Source organism: Streptomyces sp. NPDC004051, assembly GCF_053604275.1.
On the sequence record NZ_JBSGHG010000001.1, the window covers coordinates 429804 to 449099 of the forward strand.

Consider the following 19296-nt stretch of genomic DNA (forward strand, 5'->3'; position numbering starts at 1 on the left):
CGATGCTTGACGCGTGATGGACGAGACGGAGTTCTGGGAGCTGGTCGACACCGCCCGCGAGGACGCCGGAGGCGACCCGGAGGAGCAGGCCGACCTGCTCGTGGAGCGGCTCGCGCGGCTGGACCCGGAGTCGGTCCTGGACTTCGCCCGGCACTTCGAGTCCCGCTATCACCGCGCCTACCGCTGGGACCTGTGGGGCGCCGCCTGGGTGCTGCTGGACGGGGCGAGCGACGACGCCTTCGACTTCTTCCGGTGCTGGCTGATCGGCCAGGGCCGTGAGGTCTTCGAGGGCGCGCTGCACGATCCGGACGCCCTGGCCGGCCTGCTGGAGGAGTTCGACGAGGAGGTCGACGGCGACGCCGAGGACCTCGGCTACGCGGCGGACGAGGCGTACGAGCAGCTCACCGGCGCGGTGGCGCCCGATCTGGACCTCCCGCCGGCCCCCGCGGAACCCGAGGGCACCCCGGTCGACTTCGAGAACGAGTCCCTGCTCGCCGAGAGCTACCCCCGGCTCTGGGAACGGTTCCGGTCCTGATTCCCGTGCTGCTCCCCGCCCGGCTCCCCGTGCTGTTTCCCGCTCCGTCCCCCGTCCTGTCCCTCGGCCCGTCCCCCGGAGGACCCCGCGACCCGGCTGTCCTCCTGCTGCCGGGCGCCCGGCCGGCGGCCCTGCAGTTCCGCGGCCCGTTGCCTGATCGCCGGGAGGCGGGCCTGCAGGGCGGCGCCCGGGCAGCTGGTCATGTAGCCGTCGCTGTGGCCCGCGAGGGCGGGCAGCACGGCCATGGTGCCCGCCGCGTACCGGCTGGCGCCGTTGCTGGAGACCAGCCGGACGTCGGAGCGCGGGTCGGTGCCGGACAGGCCGAGCTTCCAGGCGGCCAGCTCGGCGATCGCGCGTTCCATCGCGGGCGGCACCGGCACCCCGGCGGTGAAGGTGCCGAGGGCGGCGATCCCCGCGGTGCGGTGGTTGAAGCCCTGGGTGTGGGCACCGGTGACGGGCCGGTCGGTCCCGCCCGCGCGGCCCTCGTAGATGGTGCCGCAGCGGTCGACGACGAAGTTGTAGCCGATGTCGTCCCAGTCCCGGCCGGAGGTCTGGCCCTCGTAGACGTTGCGGATGCCGGCCGGGGCCTCGGCGCAGTCGTAGTCGTTGGGCGAGTCGGTGTGGTGGATGAAGACGGCGACGACCTCGTCGTCGTAGCGCGGGGGCGGCTGGTCGTGGGCGGTGCCGGCCGTCCAGGCCGCTCTGGACACGATGGGCGGCTTGGGCGCCGTGTACGCGGCCGTCTCGCGGGGGGCGATGGGGGCGCCCGAGGACTCCGCGGCCTGTTCGACACCGTAGGCGCACAGCACCAGGGCGACGGCCGCGGCAAGGCCCGGCACACAGCCGAGCAGCACCTTGACGCCTCTGGGCAGGCCCGTGGGGCCCGGGGCACGGGGTGTCCGGGAAGCAGGGCGCCGCCACGCCTCCCGCGGCCTCCTGAGGACACGCATGGTTCCACTGTCGGCGGGATCCACCCCGTCCGCGACGTGTGCTGTGCCGACCGGTGGAACCATCTCCCTGGTCCGCCGCGTTCTTCCGAGTGCACGCGCGTGGGACCGCTTCCGTGAAGTCGCCGGTCCCACGCGCGTGCGGCTGATCACCGGGCCCCTCCCCCACGTATGAGGGGGTCCGAGAGAAAGGCGGTGTGCGTGGACCTGCTCGACATTCTGCTGCTGCTGCTCGTCCTGGCCTACGCGGCGTCCGGCTACCGGCGCGGTCTGCTGGCCGGCTGTGTCTCGCTGGCCGGTTTCGTGGGCGGTGCGGTCGTCGGCGTGTGGCTCCTGCCCTGGGTGATGGAGCCGGTGGACCCGGGGACGACCGCGGCGACGGTGACGGCCGTGCTCACGGTGCTGCTGCCGGCCGCGGTGGGCCATGAACTGGCGGGCCGGCTGGCGCTGCGGTTGCGGCGGGAGCTGGACCGGGGGCCGCTGCGGGTGGCGGACGGGATCGGCGGGGCCGCGGCCAACTCGGTGGCCGTGCTGATCGTGGCCTGGGTGATCGCGTCCGTGCTGGGCGCCTCCTCGTCCCCGCTGGTCACCTCCGCGATCCGCGACTCGCGGCTGCTCGGCGCGGTCAACGAGGTGATGCCGGACACCACGCCGGCCTGGTTCTCGCGGGCCACCTCGGAGCTGACCGAGGCGGGCTTCCCGCAGGTCTTCAACCCGTTCGAGAACGAGTCGACCGCCGAGGTCGCCGAGCCCTCCGGAGACAGCGTCACCGCGGCCGCCGTCCGGGCCGCCCAGCGGAGCACGGTGAAGGTCGAGGGCGTCGTGGGCCTCCAGGGCCGCGAGGGCAGCGGCTTCGTGTACGCGACGGAGCGCGTGATGACCAACGCCCATGTGGTGGCCGGGATCGACCGGCCGACCGTGCGGATCGGCGGTGTCGGGCGGGCGTACGAGGCCCGGGTGGTGCTGTTCGACCCGCAGAAGGACGTGGCCGTGCTGTACGTCCCCGAACTGCGGGCGCCCGTCCTCCGGTTCGACGACGACGCCGTCCGCGGCGACTCGGCGGTCGTCGCGGGCTACCCGCAGGACGGGGATCTGGACCTGCGGGCGGCGACGGTCGCCGGCCGGGTGCAGGCGAAGGGGCAGAACATCTACGGCGACCGGACGGTCGTCCGCGAGATCTACTCGATCCGTTCCCTCGTGCGCCCCGGCAACTCCGGCGGCCCGCTGCTGACCACCGACGGCCGGGTGTACGGCGTGGTGTTCGCCCGCTCCACCTCGGACACGGAGACCGGCTACGTGCTGACGGCGGACGAGGTCGCCGACGACGCGCGGCGCGCGGCGGACGCCACGGCGCCGGTGGACACGGGCGAGCCGACGGCGGCGTAGGACCGCGTCCGGGCGGGGCCGGGGGTCAGAGCAGGGACTGCCCCATCAGCACGTCGTCGACGTAGGCGCCGTCGAGGCAGAACTCCTCCGGCTGGACGCCCTCGACGACGAAGCCCTCGGACGCGTAGAGCGCGCGGGCGGCGAGGTTGTGGCCGAGGACGCGCAGGGTGATGCGGCGCGCGCCGCGCTCCCGGGCCTCCCGGACGGCCGCCCGCACCAGGGCCCGGCCCACGCCGGAGCGGCGGGCCGCTTCGGCGACGGCGAGGCCGCGGATCTGCTGGACGTGCGCGTTCGAGGGCAGTTCCGTGGGGAAGCCGAGGCGCACATAGCCGACGACGCGGCCCGCGTGCTCGGCGACGAGGTGGTCGCGGGGGCCGGAGCGCTCGCTGAAGAAGGAATCGTACGGCGGCTGCGGCGGCGGGGTGACGGCGTGCAGGACGGACCAGGTCTCCCGGTCCAGCAGGGCCAGCTCCCCCTCGTCGGCGGAGCGGGCGGCGCGTATCGACGGCTCGGACATGCGGGTCACTTTACGGCCGCCCGCGCGGTGCGCCCGCGGTGCCGCCCGGGCTGCGGGCAGGATGGGCGCCATGAGTTCCGACTCCTCCGCGTCCTCCGATTCCTCCGGCTCCTCCCGGCCTTCCGGCTCCTCCCGGCCTTCCGGGTCTTCCCGCGTCGCGGTGGCCGGTGCGTCCGGTCTCATCGGCGGCGCGCTCGTACGGTCCCTGACCGCCGACGGGCACACGGTGGTGCGCCTGGTGCGGGCCGAGCCGCGTGCGGTGGACGAGGTCCGGTGGGACCCGGAGCGCGGCACCGTGGACGCGGCCGGTCTCGCCGGGTGCGACGCCGTGGTCAATCTCGCCGGGGCCGGGGTGGGCGACCGGCGCTGGACGCCCGCGTACAAGGAGCGGATCCGCACCGGCCGGGTGCGGGGCACGGCGGCGCTCGCCGAGGCCGTCGCCGGGCTCGCGCCGGACGTACGGCCCCGGGTGTTCGTCAACGGCAGCGCGATCGGCTACTACGGCGAGACCGGTGAGCGGGCCGTCGACGAGAGCGCGCCGCCGGGCTCGGGCTTCCTGCCGGAGCTGTGCGTCGAGTGGGAGGCCGCGGCGGCGCCGGCGCGGGAGGCGGGCGTGCGGACGGCGTTCGCCCGGACCGGTCTTGTGGTGGCCCGCGAGGGCGGGGCGTGGGCCAGGCTCTTCCCGCTTTTCCGGGCCGGACTGGGCGGGCGGCTGGGTGACGGGCGCCAGTACTGGTCGTTCGTGGCGCTGCACGACGAGGTGGCCGCCCTGCGTCATCTCCTCGACACCGACGGGCTGTCGGGGCCGTTCAACCTGACCGCGCCGCATCCGGTGACCAACCGTGAGATCACCAAGGCGATGGCGCGCGTGCTGCACCGGCCGGCGGTGTTCCCGGTGCCCGCGCCGGTGTTGCGGACCGTGCTCGGCGAGATGGCCGGGGACGTTCTGGGCAGTGCCCGGGTGCTGCCGGCCCGGCTGCTGGAGTCGGGGTTCCGTTTCGCCTTCCCGGAGATCGACGGCGCGATCCGCGCGGCGCTGTGATCCCCCGTCAGCCCCCCTGAACCGCGGTCCTCCCGCCGCGAGGGGCGGGTGGCCGGGGGCGTGGAGGGCCGGTGGTCGAAGCCGGTGCGCCCCGGAGGGCCGTGCGGTGGCCGCCCGGCGGGTGTGTGCGACCGCCGTGCGCCCGTGCCCCTGTCGGTGCGCGACGCCAGGCGGTCCGTCACGGACCTAACCTCGACCAGAACTCGGGTATTCCTGGGGCCTGTTGGGGGCATCACGTCTCCAGCGTCCGCGCAACCTCGAGGAGGGGCACGTGCTTGAGCCCACGTACCAGGCGGACGTCGTCGTCGTGGGGGCCGGCGTAGCCGGACTCTCCGCGGCGCGACGCCTGACCAGCGCTGGAGTCACCACCGTGGTCCTTGAGGCCGCCCATACCGTGGGCGGCCGGATGGCGACCGACAAGGTCGACGGCTTCCGGCTCGACAGGATCGGGCAGTTGCTGTCCACGGCCTATCCCGAACTGCGGCCGGCCGTCGACCGGGACGGGCTGGCCCTGCGCCCGTTCGCCCCCGGTGTCCTGCTGCACAGCGACGGACGCCACCACCGGGCCGGCGTACCGATCGGCGCGAGAGGCGCGAGGGGCGCACTCCACACGGTGCGCGCCCTTGCGGGCGCCCCCCGGGCGGGGGCCGCGCCCAGGAGGCCGGCGGCCGTTCCCGGACGGCAGGTGTCCACGCCCCGGGGCCGGACCGGCGCCCCCCTGGGGACGGCCGTCGACCAGGCCCGCCTGAGTGCCGCGTTCACCCGGCTGGCCGGCACTCCGGTGGAACGGCTGCTGGCCCGCCCCGAGTCGACCGCCGCCGAGGCGCTCACCGCCCGGGGCCTGCCGGCCCGCACCGTCGACGGATTCCTCCGCCCGCTGCTCGCCGCCCTGCTGTGCGACCCGGACCTCACCACGTCGAGCCGGTGCGCGGACCTCGCGCTGCGCGCCTTCGCGGCCGGACCGCTGTGTGTGCCGGAGGGCGGCGCGGAGACGCTGCCGGAACTGCTGGCGCGGGGGCTGCCGCCGGGCACGGTGCACACGGGCGTCCGGGTCACCTCCGTCTCCACGACGTCGGTGACCACCGCCGAGCACGGCGAGTTCCGCTGCCGCGCGGTGCTGGTCGCGACGGACGCGCGGGCCGCCGCCCGGCTGCTGCCGGGACTGCGGGTGCCGGACTTCCACCCGGTGACGGTGGTGCACCACGCCACCGACGACCCCCCGGAGACCGGCGCCTCGCTGCTCCTGGACGCCGACCGGGGCGGTCCGGTGGCGCACACGGCGGTGGTCAGCCGGGTCGACCCGTCCCGGGCCCCGGCCGACCGCGCGCTGGTCTCGTCCACGGTCCTGGGACCGCCCGGCGCCCAGATCGACACCGGTGTGCGCATGCATCTGGCCAGGCTGTACGGCACGTCGACGGCGCGCTGGGAGACGCTCGGGGTCTACCACACCGCCGAGGCCGTCCCGTCCATGCGGCCGCCGCACGATCTGCGGCGGCCGGTGCGGCTGCTGGCGGGCCTGTACGTGTGCGGCGACCACCGGGACAGCAGCACCGTGCAGGGCGCCCTGCACTCGGGCCACCGCGCCTCGGCCGCGATCCTCACGGACCTCGGCGTGGGCCGTCCGATGCACAGGGCGGACCCCCTGCCCACGGCCCGAGCGGCCTGACCGGCCGCTCCCCCAGCCGCCCCGCGTCCCTCCGGTGACCAGCCCCGGAGGGACGCGGTGGCCCCAACCACGCCCCACCGCGACGGTGCGGCCGCGGTGGGGCGGTGCAGCCGCCGGCGGGGCGGCCGCGGCGGCTCAGCAGTACGCCGCGATCCTGTCGCGGTAGACGCGTACCGGTGCCGTGTCGCGGTAGGGCTCCAGCCTGCGCTCGAAGTCCCGGACGTACTCCACGGCCCGTACCGAGCGCATCTCGGACGCCTGGCCGGCCGCCTCGGCGGCGAGCAGGCAGGCCTGGTCGAGTTCGCCGAGGCCGAGGCGCGCGGTGGCGAGGACGACCCGGCAGAACAGGCGGCTGCGGGCGTAGCCGGGGGCGCGCAGCTGCAGCGAGCGCTCCGCGTGCTGGGCCGCGGCGCGGAACTGCTGGAGGTCACGGTGGCAGTGGCCGAACTCGTCGGCGAGCTGGGCCTCGTCGAAGAACCGCACCCAGTGCGGCACCTCGTCGCCGGGCCGGGCGTTCTCCAGGGCGCGTTCGGCGCGCACCAGGGCCGCGGTGCAGGCCCGGACCTCGCCGAGCACCCCGTGCCCGCGCGCCTCGACCGCGTGCAGCAGGGCCTGCACGGCGGGCGGGGCGGAGTTTCCCGCGCCCTGCTGGGCCACTCGCGCGAGCTGCACCGCCTCCCGCCCGTGGCCGAGGTAGACGGCCTGCCGGCTCATGGTGACCAGCACGTACGCGCCGTAGGTCCGGTCCCCGGCGGCCTGCGCGAGGCGGAGCGCCTGCACGAAGTAGCGCTGGGCGAGTCCGTGCGCGCCGATGTCGTACGACGTCCAGCCGGCCAGCCGGGTCAGGTCGGCGACGGCGGCGAACAGCCGGCGGCCGGTCTGCTCGCCGTAGGTGCCGCGCAGCATCGGCTCGCACTCGTGCTCCAGGTAGCGCACCAGGGCCTGGCGGGCGTGGCCGCCGCCGTAGGCGTCGTCGAGGGTGCGGAACAGCTCGCCGACCGAGCGCAGCGCGGCGATGTCGCCGCCGGTGACCCGCTGGCCGGGGCCGCGCTCGGCCGCCCGGCGGCGGGCGCCGAACTCGGGCGGTCCGGTGGGGCGGCCGGCCGGGCGGGCCTGTGCGGGGACGCGGACCGGCGGCTCGAGGCGGGCCACCCTCTCGTCGGCGCGGCCGATGAGCCAGTCCCGGCTGGGCACGACGAGCCCGGCCGAGGTGAAGGCGATCTTGCGCAGCTCGGCGTGGCTGCCGGAGTCCTTGCGCCACAGCCCGCTGACGATGTCGACGGCCTCCTCCGGGGAGGCGGCGAACTCCAGGCCCGCGTAGACGGGCGCGCAGGCGTCCAGGCCGAGGTCCTGGGCGGTGAGCCGGCGGCCGAGGCGCCGGGTGAAGACCTCGGCGATCAGCGCGGGTGTGGTCCCCCTGGGCTGCTGCCCGCGCAGCCAGCGGGTGACGGAGGTCTTGTCGTATCTCAGGTCGAGCCCGTGCTCGAGACCCAGCTGGTCCACACGACGGGCGAGTCCCGCGTTGGAGAACCCCGCTTCTGCGATGAGCGCGGCAAGTTGGCGGTTGGGGGTGCGCTGCGCGGGTCGTTCCGTCATCTGTGGTGCGGTCTCCTGCCTTCCGGCGAACGTTGATGCCCGGATCACCTGTGAGCAGCCCTTATGGCCTTCTGGACGGCGCGAATGTAGCGGAGAGTAAACGCCTGGTGGCATATTTCGATCCGCATTCATCCGATCGTGTGAGGATTTCCCCCGAGGCTGACGGACAGCGACCGGCACGGGCGCCGGACGCGCGCCGGAAATACCACCGGAGCCGCCCCCGGAACCTCCCCCTGAACCCGCCGCCGAAAGGAGAGCCGGTCGTACGGTCGTACAGTGGCTTGGGCACCTTTCGTGCCTTACCGCGTTCTGTGTTCCATGTTCGTCCTGCCTTACTACCTTCCGGGAGGCGCTCGCCGTGAGTGAGTTGCGGTTCGTCCGAATGGGCTTCGGGGCCGAGGCCGTCGACTACCAGGTGGCCTGGGACGAGCAGCGCCGGGTGCACGCGGCGCGGTTCGCCGACGAGGTGCCCGACACCGTCATCCTGCTGGAGCACCCCCCGGTCTACACGGCCGGCCGGCGCACCCAGGACAGTGAGCGCCCCCTCGACGGCACCCCGGTCGTCGACGTGGACCGCGGCGGCAAGATCACCTGGCACGGCCCCGGCCAGCTGGTGGGCTACCCGATCCAGAAGCTTCCCCGGCCGGTGGACGTGGTGGCGCACGTCCGGCGCCTGGAGGAGGCCCTGATCCGCACCTGCGCGGAGTTCGGCGTGGAGACCACCCGGATCGAGGGACGCAGCGGTGTGTGGGTGCTCGGCGACCCGCTCGAGCAGCGCCCGGCGCTCGGCGGGCTCTCCCTGGACTTCGACCCCCGCCTGCACGACGAGGAGTTCGACCCGCGGCTGAACGGCCCCCAGTACGCCCCCTCCAACGCCGGCCAGCGCCGGGAGGACCGCAAGATCGCCGCGATCGGCATCCGGGTGGCCAAGGGCGTCACGATGCACGGCTTCGCGCTCAACGTGCAGCCCGACAACAAGTGGTTCGACCGGATCATCCCGTGCGGCATCCGCGACGCCGGCGTCGCCTCCCTCGCGAGCGAACTGGGCCGCGACATCACGATCGAGGAGGTGCTGCCCGTGGTGGAGCGGCATCTGCGCGACATCCTGCAGAACGCCGACCTCAAACCGCGGGAGATCGTCCGCGCCACCGCCTGAGCCGGCGGCCACGACCGTCCGGCGCGGCGGGAATGGGCCCCGGGTCTCGGAGGTTGGCCTGACCGTCAAGCCCGCCAAACACGGGCGTACCCTGGTGTACGCCGAAGAATCGAAGCTAGGGAGCCGACGTGTCCGCAGTCGCACCGGACGGACGCAAGATGCTGCGCCTGGAGGTCCGCAACAGCCAGACCCCGATCGAGCGCAAGCCCGAGTGGATCAAGACCCGGGCGAAGATGGGGCCCGAGTACACGAAGATGCAGAACCTCGTCAAGAGCGAGGGCCTGCACACGGTCTGCCAGGAAGCCGGCTGCCCGAACATCTACGAGTGCTGGGAGGACCGCGAGGCGACCTTCCTCATCGGCGGCGACCAGTGCACCCGGCGCTGCGATTTCTGCCAGATCGACACCGGCAAGCCCGAGGCGCTCGACCGTGACGAGCCGCGCCGCGTGGGCGAGTCCGTGGTCACCATGGACCTGAACTACGCCACCATCACCGGCGTCGCCCGCGACGACCTGGAGGACGGCGGCGCCTGGCTGTACGCCGAGACCGTGCGCCAGATCCACGCGCAGACCGCCGGGCGCGCGGACGGCCGCACCAAGGTCGAGCTGCTGGCCCCCGACTTCAACGCGGTCCCCGAGCAGCTGGAGGAGGTCTTCTCCTCCCGCCCCGAGGTGTTCGCGCACAACGTCGAGACGGTGCCCCGCATCTTCAAGCGGATCCGCCCCGGCTTCCGCTACGACCGCTCCCTGGAGGTCATCACCGCCGCCCGGGACTACGGCCTGGTCACCAAGTCGAACCTGATCCTCGGCATGGGCGAGACCCGCGAGGAGATCAGCGACGCGCTCCGGCAGCTGCACGACGCCGGCTGCGAGCTGGTCACCATCACGCAGTACCTGCGCCCCTCGGTGCGCCACCACCCCGTCGAGCGCTGGGTGAAGCCGCACGAGTTCGTGGAGCTGAAGGAGGAGGCCGAGCAGATCGGCTTCTCCGGTGTGATGTCCGGCCCGCTGGTCCGTTCCTCGTACCGGGCCGGCCGCCTCTACCGGATGGCGGTCGAGAAGCGCGGTGCGTACATCGCCGCCCAGGCCGTCTGACACGGCGTTCCCGCCGTGTGCCGTACGGCACACGTGTGAACTCGCGCACAAGAAACTACTGGCCGGTAATGGCCGATACGACGCGGTCCCGGTCGTCCTCGCAGATGAGGGCGTACGCCGGGACCGCGTCGGCGTCCACGCGGCTCGAACCGGGGCTTCACGTGCGTTTGACCGGGGGGTCACGCCCTGGTAACACCAATCAGTGACCCTGGATTCACGGCACGTGCACCCGCGCTCACAGCCGCACCCACCGTCGTACTCGCATTCGTACCCGTACCCGAAGACGCTTCGAGGAGGGACCTCCACGATGCAGGCCGCACCGGTCCGCGCCACCGCCATCCCGTCCTTCGGCACCGCGCTGCGCGCCGTCGAGTCGCTGCTGATGAGCAGCGGCCAGCGCACCGCCCGTCGCAACGCCTGGACCTCCGTCCTGGAGGACCGCCGCCGCGCCAAGGACCGGGTGGAGGCGGAGCGCGTACTCGGCCAGTTCCCGACCGGCACCGGTCTCTGAGCCTCCGAAGACACTGCCGTCGTCCCCGCTGCCGGGGACACGTAGACTTCGTGGCATGGCGAGGAAGGAAACCGCAGCGGACGCTGCGAACCCCGGGCGACTGAAACAGATCGCTCTGACTTACAAGATGACCCGCAGGGTCGACAAGAAGATCGGCCTTGTACTCGCGGCTGTCGGAATCGTCACCTTCGGTGTCTTCCTCGCGATCGGCTTCTTGATCGGTCACCCCGTTTATCTCGGCATCCTGGGCTTCCTGCTCGCCTTCCTCGCGACGGCGATCGTGTTCGGGCGCAGGGCCGAGCGGGCGGCCTTCGGGCAGATGGAGGGGCAGCCGGGCGCCGCCGCGGCCGTGCTGGACAACGTCGGCCGGGGCTGGTCGACGACCCCCGCGGTCGCGATGAACCGCAACCAGGACGTGGTGCACCGCGCGGTCGGCAAGGCCGGCATCGTGCTGATCGCCGAGGGTAACCCGAACCGGGTGAAGAGCCTGCTCGCCGCCGAGAAGAAGCGGATGAACCGCATCGTCGCGGACGTCCCGGTGCACGACATGATCGTGGGCACGGGCGAGGGCCAGGTCGAACTGAAGAAGCTGCGCACGACCATGCTCAAGCTGCCCCGCGTCCTCACCGGCCCGCAGGTCACCGTGACCAACGACCGGCTGCGCGCGCTGGGCGACCTGATGAGCAACATGCCGCTCCCGAAGGGCCCCATGCCCAAGGGCATGAAGCTCCCGAAGGGCGGCGGCCCGAAGTCCCGCTGAGGCCCGCCGTACACGGCTCACGACGAGGGGCGCCCGGAGATGTCTCCGGGCGCCCCTCGTCGTGTACGACGGTCAGAATCCCTCGGGGTCCTCGGAGATCCTCCGGTGTCCCTCGGGCGGGCCCTTCGGGACCGGTTCAGATCCGGACCTCGACCGTGCGGGCCAGTCGGTCGTGCAGACCGCGGCCGTCGCGGTCCCAGATCAGGGCGGGGATCGCGAGGCAGAGCAGCGCGGAGCGGATCAGGCCGCGCAGCGGCTGCACCCGCCCGCTGTCCACGGCGACGACGCGCAGGCCGAACAGGCGCTTGCCGGGAGTGAACCCGACCGTGCCGACGGTGAGGACGCTCAGCACGAAGAACACCAGCAGCGTCCAGTTGCTGGTCGTCTGCCCGTTGAAGCCGTCGGTGATCAGGCCGGACGCGACCAGCGCGCACAGGCCCCAGTCGACGGCCAGGGCGCCCAGCCTCCGGCCCGGACGAGCGAGGGAGCCCGGCCCGTCCTCCGGCAGCCCGAGCTGCTGCCCCCGGTATCCGAGGTCGGCGCCGGCCTCTTCCAGGGCCGCGCGCGGCCCGGAGAGCCACGAACCGATTACCTGCCTGTTGTCCACCCCTACACGGTACTGCGCCCGAATACGGCCGGGGGACGGCGGGGTGCGGGACGAGGCAGGACGGCGACGCGTGTCCGGACCCCCGTGAGGGATGTGCTGGTTAACTTGTGCGAAACAAATGGGTCACGCCGGAGAAATGCCCCGTCCCTAGGGTCGGGTACAGCGCGGGCCGCCTGCACCGGCCGCACGACGATCTACCACCCCGGCGGGACGGTCGGGAGTAGGAGGAGCTGGATGTTCCAGAACGCCGACGAGGCCAAGAAGTTCATCGCGGACGAGGACGTCAAGTTCATCGACGTCCGTTTCTGCGACCTCCCGGGTGTGATGCAGCACGTCACGGTGCCCGCCGAAGCGTTCGACCCGGACGAGGAGCTGGCCTTCGACGGATCCTCGATCCGTGGTTTCCAGGCCATCCACGAGTCCGACATGTCGTTGCGCGCGGACCTCTCGACCGCGAGGCTCGACGCGTTCCGCCGCGACAAGACGCTGAACATCAACTTCTTCATCCACGACCCGATCACGGGCGAGCAGTACTCCCGCGACCCGCGCAACGTGGCCCGGAAGGCCGAGGCGTACCTGGCCTCCACCGGCATCGCGGACACCGCGTTCTTCGGCCCCGAGGCCGAGTTCTACGTCTTCGACAGCGTGCGCTTCAAGACGTCCGAGAACGAGTCCTTCTACCACATCGACTCCGAGGCGGGCGCCTGGAACACCGGCGCGCTGGAGGACAACCGCGGCTACAAGGTCCGCTACAAGGGCGGCTACTTCCCGGTCCCTCCGGTCGACCACTTCGCCGACCTGCGCGCCGAGATCTCGCTGGAGCTGGCCCGGTCCGGCCTGAAGGTCGAGCGCCAGCACCACGAGGTGGGCACCGCCGGCCAGGCCGAGATCAACTACAAGTTCAACACCCTGCTCGCCGCCGCCGACGACCTGCAGCTCTTCAAGTACATCGTGAAGAACGTCGCCTGGCGCAACGGCAAGACCGCGACCTTCATGCCGAAGCCGATCTTCGGTGACAACGGCTCGGGCATGCACGTCCACCAGTCGCTGTGGGCCGGTGGCGAACCGCTGTTCTACGACGAGCAGGGCTACGCCGGCCTCTCGGACATGGCCCGCTACTACATCGGCGGCATCCTCAGGCACGCCCCGTCGCTGCTGGCCTTCACCAACCCGACGGTGAACTCGTACCACCGCCTGGTGCCGGGCTTCGAGGCCCCGGTGAACCTGGTGTACTCGCAGCGCAACCGTTCCGCCGCGATGCGCATCCCGATCACCGGCTCGAACCCGAAGGCCAAGCGCGTCGAGTTCCGCGCCCCGGACGCCTCCGGCAACCCCTACCTGGCGTTCTCGGCCCTGCTGCTCGCGGGCCTGGACGGCATCAAGAACAAGATCGAGCCGGCCGAGCCGATCGACAAGGACCTCTACGAGCTGGCTCCCGAGGAGCACGCCAACGTGGCCCAGGTCCCGACCTCCCTCACCGCCGTCCTCGACCACCTCGAGGCCGACCACGAGTTCCTCCTCCAGGGCGACGTCTTCACGTCCGACCTGATCGAGACCTGGATCGACCTGAAGCGCACCAGCGAGATCGCCCCCCTGGCCCTCCGCCCGCACCCGCACGAGTTCGAGCTGTACTTCGACGTGTAGAGATCAACAGGGCTATACGCTGTGCGGACCCTGTGCGGACTCATCGTCAGTCCGCACAGGGTCCGCAACGTTATTGATCAAGGGACCCATCGCGCGCTCGACAGCGGCCCGCGTCGTCTGGTCCGAGTCGGGCCACAGGTGGATGTAGGTACGCAGCGTGACCGCAGCCGACGCGTGCCGCAGCCGCTGCTGAACGACCTTCACGTCCGCGCCACTCGCGATGAGCATGCTCGCGTAGTAGTGCCGGAGGTCGTGGAACCGGAACACCGGGGACAGGCCCGGGACCTGTTTGCGGATCCGGCGCATGTGCCGCTCCACCTTCCACGGCCCGAGCTGGGCGCCGTCATCGTCCAGCAGCACCCACCCGTCCGTGCGGCCGTCCAGTAGCCGCTTCAGCTCCCCGACGAACACGTCCGGGATCGGCACGGCCGCCATGCTCGACTCCGTCTTCAGCGGCTTGTCCGGGTACTGCACCGCTGGTGTCACCGTGCGCGCGTCGAGGTCGACGTCGACCAGGCGCAGCCCGCACGCCTCCGCGGTACGCAGGCCGACGAACGCCCCGAGCAGGATCGCGGGCCGGTACTTCTCCTCCGCGGCCTCGTACAGCTTCCACAGCTGTGCATCCGTACAGACGTAGGGCCGCTGCTTCCCCTCACCCGGCGACGTCTCCCGTGAGCACGGGTTCGCCGTGATCTTCTTCGCGCGGACCGCGGCCCTCATCACCTGAGACAGCCGGTTATGCAGGGCGTACCTGTACGAGTCGGAGGCGCCCTCTCGCAGCAGCCGGGCCATCCACCGCTTCACCGCCATCTCGTCCACGGCCATCAGCGGTAGCGCCCCGAACTCCTGCCGGATCTGCGCCAGGTGCACCTTGGCCTGCCGCACGGTCGACTCACGCTTCGCATAGGACTCGATCCACAAGTCGCACCATTCGTCGACCGTCAGCTTCTTGTCCCGCGGGTCGACGTAGGTGTTAGTCACCAGCGCGGCCGTGACCTCGTCGAGCCACCGCTCCCCGTCGACCTTCCGGTCGAAGTGCCGGGCATGCTCCTTGCCGGCGAGATCTCGGTACCGGGCCCGCCACTTACCGTTCGGGCGCTTCTTGATGCTCTTGCTGGCCATCGGCTCTCCGCTGCTCACGTTCGCGCCCGTCCGCTTCATCGCGGTCCCAGGCACGCAACTCCGGAATGGGCACTTCGGTCCTGAAGATTCGCTGATCCGTGCCGCCCAGGGGCACGATTCCGCGAATCCAGTAGCGCACTCGCTCCGTCGCCACCGGCTCATTCGGGGTGACCAGGTACGGAACCCCGTCCTCGAGCGGTACAAGCAGGTGGATCGGCGCAATGTCGAGCGCCCGTGACAGCGCAAGCAGCTCGACCACCGTGACGTTCTGCCGCCGGCCCGTCTCCAGCTTGGTCACGGTGCCCCGATCCCAAGGGACTCCGCTGGCCTTCAACCTGTCGGCCAACTCCTGAGCCGTCATGCCCTTCCGATTGCGCGCCTCCCTGACACGGCGCGTGATGGCCTCAACAGGGGTCATCGCCTCAGCTTGTTCCATGAGGGAACAGTATGAGGTTGTTGCGGTACAAGCAACCATGGGGCATCATCGGCACTGATAGGGCACTCACGTGACGCAATGTGCTTTCAAAGAACATTGCGCTCCGCATTCACCTCAGGAGGAGCAGGAATGGCACGGGCAACCCTCCCGCGCAGCGCCGACAGGCGACCGCTCGCCACTGCCGAGGATCTCGCCGAGCACTACGGGGTCCCCCGGAAGACCATCTACTACTGGCACCAGACGCAGACCGGACCCGGACGGCTGATGTTCCCGGTCGGTAAGTACCTGCGGGCCCGCTGGGACGACATCGACGCCCACGACGCCGAACAGGCAGGCCGGGGGCAGCGAGCAGCATGACCAGGAACGCAAAGAAGGGCCTGCTCCACACAGGCCCTTCTCAGGAAGACTCCGCAGCGGGCGGTAAGTCCGCTCCCACCGTAGCGCAGGCGAAGCCGGAGACGGAACCGGACGCCATCCTCCGGGACTACTGGGCCGCGGCGAAGGCCCGCTACAAGCGCGGCGACTACGTCGACTACGGCAGCGACGACTGGTGCGCGCTCCCCCTCGAGGACCCCCGCAAGATGGCCGGCCTCGTCGCCTTCGCCGAGATGTGGCGGAAGTACAACCCCGAGATCGCCGACGACCTCAACCGGCAACTCACCCACCCCGAACCGCTCTGGCAGCGCGCCACCCCCGAGGCATTCACCACCGTCGCCCGGCAGATGGCCGCCCAACAGCAGCGAAGGGAGGCCGCATGAGCGAGCCCGTCGCCTACCTCCCCGGGAACGAGCCGCCCGACGAGGACCTATGGGCAGACTTCCCGGCCGAGACGACCGGCCCGCGCCCCATCGGCACCAGCTCGCAGGACTACCTCAACGCCTGCGTCGACGTCCTCGAATCCGAGCTGTTGGACTCGGCAGCCCTCGACAGCATCCAACCGCTTGAGCCCGTCATCGCGGACGTCCTGTACCGGGACACCCTTGCCCGCGTGTACGGGGCGTCCGGCACCTTCAAGTCGTTCATGACGCTCGACTTCGCCGGCTGCGTCGGCACTGGCATGCCCTGGCACGGCCAAGAGGTCACGCAGGGCCCGGTCATCTACCTCGTCGCCGAAGGCATCCGCGGCATCCGCAAGCGGGTCCGCGCCTGGGAGCAGCACCACCAGCGGAAGATGACCGGCGTCCACTTCCTGCCCCGCCCCGTACAGGCCATGGACACCGAATGGCTGGTGCTCATCGAGTTGTGCCGCAGATGGCGGCCCGCCCTCGTCGTCATCGACACGCAGGCCCGCGTCACCGTCGGCATCGAGGAGAACAGCAACACGGAGATGGGACGCGTCGTCGACCGCATGGAGCAACTGCGGGCCGCCTCCGAAGCCTGCGTACTCCTCGTCCACCACACCGGACACGACGGGGACCGCGGCCGAGGAGCGACCGCCGTGAAGGGCGCGCTGCAGACCGAGCTGGGCGTCGAGCGCAAAGGCAGCAGCCTGCTCGACACCACCGTCACCCTCAAGACAGGCAAGCAGAAGGACGACGAAGAACTCGGCGACGTCGTCTTCGGGCTGCACCAGGTCGCCCTCGACGGCGAGGCGAAGGAGGACGGCAGCCCGCTCACGTCCGTCGTCCTGGTGCCGCTCGACCCCGTCGCGCAGCCGCAGGCCCGCACCGGGCACCAGGGGCGCGTCGAGGAGATCGCCGCCGCCCTCGACGCCGCGGACGTGCCCCTGACTTGGGGACGCGACAGGGTCCGGCGCAGGGCTACCGCCCTGGGCATCCAGGCGGAAAACAAGCTGCTCTCGGACGTCATCGAGCACCGCCGGAACCGGGCGGAAAACCTGTCCGCAAACCTGTCCGCTGACCCCGAAGGGACAGGACAGGATGAATAGGACATCTCACCTGTCCGGACTCAGCGGACAGTTTCCAACGAAACCGCAGGTCATACCTGTCCCGGACAGGTCGGGGACAGGTAGCGGACAGGGCATGCCGGACGACCTGTCCGCTCCGCTCCCCTCCTTTAGGGAGCGGACAGGTCGGACAGCCCCGACCCCAGCCCCCCACTCATCCCCTGTTGCTGCCGTCTTTTCCGGCGGTCACCACAGACAAGGAGTCACCGTGGCATCCCACGTCGAGGAGCAGATACAGCGCCGTATCGCGGCTGTCGCCGCAAAGACGCAGCAGCAGCGAGAGGAGCGTGACGCTTTCGCCGAGCGGCGCGCTGCGGGTCTCGTCGCGCGGAAGCGCTCGAAGCTGCGCCGGGTGTTCTGCGGGACGTGCGCCCGCTTGCAGCGGAAGGGCAGCTACCTGCGTTGCCCGCTCGGCTGCGGTACGGCGCTCTGCCGGAGGCGGGCCGGCTGCGGCAACACGCACCTGAAGCAGTGCGAGCACCGGCCGTCCGCGCAGGTCACGGAGCGTAAGGCGACTATGGCAGATCTGCCATCGCAGCACCGGCCGGAGGCGTCGTGAACACGTACCTGCGCACGGCCGCCCTGGTGACCGCCGCCGCCCTGCGGGACGACGACCAGGCCGTGCGGCTGCTCCTCGCCACCCTGCCGCCCGACCAGGCTGCCGCCGCGTGTCAGGGCGCCGTCCTCGCCATGGCCGAACTCGTCCGCGAAGCCATCACCCCCGAAGCCGTAGCCCGCGCCGTCCGCGACGCCCAGCAGCTCGCACAGACGGCCGCAACCGAAGGGAACCCCTCATGACCCCCGACCAGGTCCGTCAGGCGTTCAACGCCAAGGTGGAGAAGATCCGCGCCCGCGAGGACATCACCCCGCAGGCGAAGCAGGTCGCCATGGCGCGCGCCCACCAGGACGCCGCGGCCAAGCTCGACGCCATCCGGACGGCTGACCGGCAGCAGTACGAGGAGCGGCGCAGCACCCTGGAGAAGCGGCTGTTCGGCAACCGGGAACTCTCCGGCACCGACGCCCTGTCCGCGCGGGACGCCCGGGAGCGGGCCGCCGGCTACACGCACCCCGACGAAGCGCTCGCCGCGTACCGGCGGGCCCAGCGCGACGGCGACCGCGACATGATGCGCGCCCTCGGCTCGTGGGCCGCCGACCAGGCCACCCTGCCCATCCTCGGCGACGCCTGGCGGCCCCTCGTCGAGCAGCACGCCGAGAACACCCCCGGCTACACCGCCAACCTCGAGGAGCTCCGCTCCCTGCGCGAGCCCGGCACCTACGACGACACCAGCTACATGACGCCGGCCGTGCCGTCCGAGCTCGGCAGGATGAGCCCCCAGCAGGTCACCATGCTCGCCGACTCCCCCATGACGGTGTACGGCAACGACGGACCGGAGGCAGCGTGACCACCGCCATCGACTTCGGCCACGACACTGGCAAGGCGCACAACGCCGTCCAGGCAGCCGAACGCCGCAGCCTCCCCATACCGCAGGAGATCTACGACGCGGCCAGCCTGTGGGACGTCGTCATGGAAGCCGCCCACAAGACGGTGCCCGAGCGGCCCACGGTCGACGACGTGCCCTCGACCGCCGACGAACTCCGGACGGCCATCGAGGAGCGGGCCCGCGCCCACCGGGTCGCCGAAGCGCACCGGTACGTGGCCATGGACTACATGGAGCCCGTCGCCCGCCGCTTCAACAAGCTCGTGCGCGATCAGGCCCCCGGCTGGATTCTTGGACTCCAGCCCCAATTCCTCGCCCTGACCAAAGCACTGGCCACCCAGTCGGGAAAGCTCCCCGCGCTCCTCGACCGGCACATGCTCGACTGGCGGGACAGCCGCATCGCGGCCGCGTGGGAGAAGGCGGAGAGCGCATCCGTCCAGCTCGATCAGCTCGTCGCCGACAGGCAGGACATGGCGCGCGCGGTCGGACAGGATCTCGGACGCGACGCCCAACTGTTCGCCGTCGCCAAGCTCACCGAGGAGCCGACAGTCGAGGACGTGTTCGCGCACAAGATGCGCGACCACGTCGGGCCAGCGCTCCGCGAGTGGCGCGACCTCCGACACCAGCCCGTGTCACGGTGGCTCCACCTCGCCCGCTCACCACACTTCACCCTCGAGCTGGCCACACCAGGAGAGGTCGAGCAGCGGCAGGCGACCATGGACCGCTGGCACAACGCCATTCAGGTCATCATGACGTCAGGCCTGACACGGCAGCAGGCCGAGCACGCGGTCGCACAGGCACTGCGAGGCTGAGCCCAATGATCGTCGACGTCAACGGCAGCGAAGCGGTCCGACGAATCCCGCAACGCACCCATGGTGAGCAGGGTCTTAGCCATGACTGCTCTCCAGCGTCGACCCCGCGGTCCGGTCGAG

The 19296-nt window shown here is 71.6% G+C and carries 22 protein-coding genes; 16 read left to right on the forward strand and 6 right to left on the reverse strand.

What is annotated here, in order from left to right:
* The first annotated feature begins 16 nt into the window (after nucleotides 1-16).
* Complete coding sequence (locus tag ACWEQO_RS01970; protein WP_361448767.1) at nucleotides 17-535, forward strand: DUF4240 domain-containing protein; 519 nt, start codon at nucleotides 17-19, stop codon at nucleotides 533-535.
* Here the strand turns inward: ACWEQO_RS01970 and ACWEQO_RS01975 are convergent.
* Nucleotides 502-1485 carry a peptidoglycan recognition protein family protein gene (locus ACWEQO_RS01975; RefSeq protein ID WP_452977806.1) on the reverse strand — a complete coding sequence of 328 codons (984 nt, stop codon included), beginning with the start codon at nucleotides 1483-1485 and terminating at the stop codon, nucleotides 502-504. The two genes, ACWEQO_RS01970 and ACWEQO_RS01975, sit on opposite strands and share 34 nt — an antisense overlap.
* A 198-nt stretch (nucleotides 1486-1683) precedes the next feature.
* On the opposite strand from ACWEQO_RS01975, the gene ACWEQO_RS01980 reads away from it, so the two are divergent.
* A complete protein-coding gene (locus tag ACWEQO_RS01980; RefSeq protein WP_452977809.1) occupies nucleotides 1684-2868 on the forward strand; it encodes a MarP family serine protease in 1185 nt (394 codons plus the stop codon).
* A 25-nt stretch (nucleotides 2869-2893) separates the two neighbouring features.
* Here ACWEQO_RS01980 and ACWEQO_RS01985 read toward each other — a convergent pair whose 3' ends face one another.
* Nucleotides 2894-3385, reverse strand: coding sequence for a GNAT family N-acetyltransferase (locus tag ACWEQO_RS01985; RefSeq protein WP_361448660.1), 492 nt, complete (start codon nucleotides 3383-3385; stop codon nucleotides 2894-2896).
* Nucleotides 3386-3455: 70 nt separating this feature from the next.
* On the opposite strand from ACWEQO_RS01985, the gene ACWEQO_RS01990 reads away from it, so the two are divergent.
* Both ACWEQO_RS01990 and ACWEQO_RS01995 read left to right on the forward strand, forming a co-directional pair.
* Complete coding sequence (locus tag ACWEQO_RS01990; protein WP_452977812.1) at nucleotides 3456-4427, forward strand: TIGR01777 family oxidoreductase; 972 nt, start codon at nucleotides 3456-3458, stop codon at nucleotides 4425-4427.
* A 271-nt stretch (nucleotides 4428-4698) separates the two neighbouring features.
* A complete protein-coding gene (locus ACWEQO_RS01995) occupies nucleotides 4699-6093 on the forward strand; it encodes an NAD(P)/FAD-dependent oxidoreductase (protein ID WP_452977815.1) in 1395 nt (464 codons plus the stop codon).
* 135 nt (nucleotides 6094-6228) lie between these two features.
* Here the strand turns inward: ACWEQO_RS01995 and ACWEQO_RS02000 are convergent, their stop codons facing one another.
* Nucleotides 6229-7689: a regulator gene (locus tag ACWEQO_RS02000; protein WP_361448651.1), complete on the reverse strand. Its 1461-nt coding sequence runs from the start codon at nucleotides 7687-7689 to the stop codon at nucleotides 6229-6231.
* Between the two features lie 358 nt (nucleotides 7690-8047).
* Here ACWEQO_RS02000 and lipB point away from each other — a divergent pair, with 358 nt between their 5' ends.
* The 4 genes from lipB (at nucleotide 8048) to ACWEQO_RS02020 (ending at nucleotide 11210) form a co-directional block, all read left to right on the forward strand.
* Nucleotides 8048-8845, forward strand: a complete 798-nt coding sequence (gene lipB, locus ACWEQO_RS02005; RefSeq protein ID WP_452977818.1) for a lipoyl(octanoyl) transferase LipB — start codon at nucleotides 8048-8050, stop codon at nucleotides 8843-8845.
* Between the two features lie 128 nt (nucleotides 8846-8973).
* Nucleotides 8974-9939, forward strand: coding sequence for a lipoyl synthase (lipA, locus tag ACWEQO_RS02010; protein WP_452977821.1), 966 nt, complete (start codon nucleotides 8974-8976; stop codon nucleotides 9937-9939).
* A 307-nt stretch (nucleotides 9940-10246) separates the two neighbouring features.
* The gene (locus ACWEQO_RS02015) at nucleotides 10247-10450 is read left to right on the forward strand and encodes an SCO2195 family GlnR-regulated protein (RefSeq protein WP_361448642.1); all 204 of its coding nucleotides are present in this window, start codon (nucleotides 10247-10249) and stop codon (nucleotides 10448-10450) included.
* A 55-nt stretch (nucleotides 10451-10505) separates the two neighbouring features.
* Nucleotides 10506-11210 carry a DUF4191 domain-containing protein gene (locus ACWEQO_RS02020; RefSeq protein WP_361448639.1) on the forward strand — a complete coding sequence of 235 codons (705 nt, stop codon included), beginning with the start codon at nucleotides 10506-10508 and terminating at the stop codon, nucleotides 11208-11210.
* Nucleotides 11211-11346: 136 nt separating this feature from the next.
* On the opposite strand, the gene ACWEQO_RS02025 is transcribed toward ACWEQO_RS02020, so the two are convergent.
* Entirely contained in the window at nucleotides 11347-11817 is a 471-nt protein-coding gene (locus tag ACWEQO_RS02025) for an RDD family protein (protein WP_452977826.1), read from the reverse strand.
* 234 nt (nucleotides 11818-12051) lie between these two features.
* On the opposite strand from ACWEQO_RS02025, the gene glnA reads away from it, so the two are divergent.
* Complete coding sequence (gene glnA / locus ACWEQO_RS02030) at nucleotides 12052-13461, forward strand: type I glutamate--ammonia ligase (RefSeq protein ID WP_361448633.1); 1410 nt, start codon at nucleotides 12052-12054, stop codon at nucleotides 13459-13461.
* Between the two features lie 12 nt (nucleotides 13462-13473).
* Here the strand turns inward: glnA and ACWEQO_RS02035 are convergent, their stop codons facing one another.
* Together ACWEQO_RS02035 and ACWEQO_RS02040 are read right to left on the reverse strand one after the other, a co-directional pair.
* The gene (locus tag ACWEQO_RS02035; RefSeq protein WP_452977830.1) at nucleotides 13474-14583 is read right to left on the reverse strand and encodes a site-specific integrase; all 1110 of its coding nucleotides are present in this window, start codon (nucleotides 14581-14583) and stop codon (nucleotides 13474-13476) included.
* Nucleotides 14546-15019, reverse strand: a complete 474-nt coding sequence (locus tag ACWEQO_RS02040) for a helix-turn-helix domain-containing protein (RefSeq protein WP_452977833.1) — start codon at nucleotides 15017-15019, stop codon at nucleotides 14546-14548. Before ACWEQO_RS02040 ends, ACWEQO_RS02035 begins: the two co-directional genes overlap by 38 nt.
* Before the next feature lie 129 nt (nucleotides 15020-15148).
* Here ACWEQO_RS02040 and ACWEQO_RS02045 point away from each other — a divergent pair, with 129 nt between their 5' ends.
* From ACWEQO_RS02045 to ACWEQO_RS02075, 7 genes are all read left to right on the forward strand, one after another.
* The gene (locus ACWEQO_RS02045; RefSeq protein ID WP_452977836.1) at nucleotides 15149-15376 is read left to right on the forward strand and encodes a helix-turn-helix transcriptional regulator; all 228 of its coding nucleotides are present in this window, start codon (nucleotides 15149-15151) and stop codon (nucleotides 15374-15376) included.
* Entirely contained in the window at nucleotides 15373-15777 is a 405-nt protein-coding gene (locus tag ACWEQO_RS02050) for a hypothetical protein (protein ID WP_452977839.1), read from the forward strand. Before ACWEQO_RS02045 ends, ACWEQO_RS02050 begins: the two co-directional genes overlap by 4 nt.
* Complete coding sequence (locus ACWEQO_RS02055; RefSeq protein ID WP_452977842.1) at nucleotides 15774-16907, forward strand: AAA family ATPase; 1134 nt, start codon at nucleotides 15774-15776, stop codon at nucleotides 16905-16907. The genes ACWEQO_RS02050 and ACWEQO_RS02055 overlap by 4 nt, the downstream gene beginning before the upstream one ends.
* A gap of 226 nt (nucleotides 16908-17133) precedes the next feature.
* The gene (locus ACWEQO_RS02060) at nucleotides 17134-17484 is read left to right on the forward strand and encodes a hypothetical protein (RefSeq protein ID WP_452977845.1); all 351 of its coding nucleotides are present in this window, start codon (nucleotides 17134-17136) and stop codon (nucleotides 17482-17484) included.
* A complete protein-coding gene (locus tag ACWEQO_RS02065) occupies nucleotides 17481-17723 on the forward strand; it encodes a hypothetical protein (RefSeq protein WP_452977848.1) in 243 nt (80 codons plus the stop codon). The genes ACWEQO_RS02060 and ACWEQO_RS02065 overlap by 4 nt, the downstream gene beginning before the upstream one ends.
* Nucleotides 17720-18328: a hypothetical protein gene (locus tag ACWEQO_RS02070; RefSeq protein WP_452977851.1), complete on the forward strand. Its 609-nt coding sequence runs from the start codon at nucleotides 17720-17722 to the stop codon at nucleotides 18326-18328. Before ACWEQO_RS02065 ends, ACWEQO_RS02070 begins: the two co-directional genes overlap by 4 nt.
* Nucleotides 18325-19176 (forward strand): hypothetical protein, encoded by an 852-nt coding sequence (locus ACWEQO_RS02075; RefSeq protein WP_452977854.1) that lies wholly within the window; start codon nucleotides 18325-18327, stop codon nucleotides 19174-19176. Before ACWEQO_RS02070 ends, ACWEQO_RS02075 begins: the two co-directional genes overlap by 4 nt.
* The last annotated feature ends 120 nt before the right edge of the window (nucleotides 19177-19296 follow it).

What these genes read in the sequence shown, in the direction of transcription:
- ACWEQO_RS01970 (WP_361448767.1), top strand. Translation starts at nt 17, where the DNA reads ATGGACGAGACGGAGTTCTGGGAGCTGGTCGACACCGCCCGCGAGGAC.
- ACWEQO_RS01975 (WP_452977806.1), bottom strand. Translation starts at nt 1,485, where the DNA reads ATGCGTGTCCTCAGGAGGCCGCGGGAGGCGTGGCGGCGCCCTGCTTCC.
- ACWEQO_RS01985 (WP_361448660.1), bottom strand. Translation starts at nt 3,385, where the DNA reads ATGTCCGAGCCGTCGATACGCGCCGCCCGCTCCGCCGACGAGGGGGAG.
- ACWEQO_RS01990 (WP_452977812.1), top strand. Translation starts at nt 3,456, where the DNA reads ATGAGTTCCGACTCCTCCGCGTCCTCCGATTCCTCCGGCTCCTCCCGG.
- ACWEQO_RS02000 (WP_361448651.1), bottom strand. Translation starts at nt 7,689, where the DNA reads ATGACGGAACGACCCGCGCAGCGCACCCCCAACCGCCAACTTGCCGCG.
- ACWEQO_RS02015 (WP_361448642.1), top strand. Translation starts at nt 10,247, where the DNA reads ATGCAGGCCGCACCGGTCCGCGCCACCGCCATCCCGTCCTTCGGCACC.
- ACWEQO_RS02020 (WP_361448639.1), top strand. Translation starts at nt 10,506, where the DNA reads ATGGCGAGGAAGGAAACCGCAGCGGACGCTGCGAACCCCGGGCGACTG.
- glnA (WP_361448633.1), top strand. Translation starts at nt 12,052, where the DNA reads ATGTTCCAGAACGCCGACGAGGCCAAGAAGTTCATCGCGGACGAGGAC.
- ACWEQO_RS02035 (WP_452977830.1), bottom strand. Translation starts at nt 14,583, where the DNA reads ATGGCCAGCAAGAGCATCAAGAAGCGCCCGAACGGTAAGTGGCGGGCC.
- ACWEQO_RS02040 (WP_452977833.1), bottom strand. Translation starts at nt 15,019, where the DNA reads ATGGAACAAGCTGAGGCGATGACCCCTGTTGAGGCCATCACGCGCCGT.
- ACWEQO_RS02045 (WP_452977836.1), top strand. Translation starts at nt 15,149, where the DNA reads ATGGCACGGGCAACCCTCCCGCGCAGCGCCGACAGGCGACCGCTCGCC.
- ACWEQO_RS02050 (WP_452977839.1), top strand. Translation starts at nt 15,373, where the DNA reads ATGACCAGGAACGCAAAGAAGGGCCTGCTCCACACAGGCCCTTCTCAG.
- ACWEQO_RS02055 (WP_452977842.1), top strand. Translation starts at nt 15,774, where the DNA reads ATGAGCGAGCCCGTCGCCTACCTCCCCGGGAACGAGCCGCCCGACGAG.
- ACWEQO_RS02070 (WP_452977851.1), top strand. Translation starts at nt 17,720, where the DNA reads ATGACCCCCGACCAGGTCCGTCAGGCGTTCAACGCCAAGGTGGAGAAG.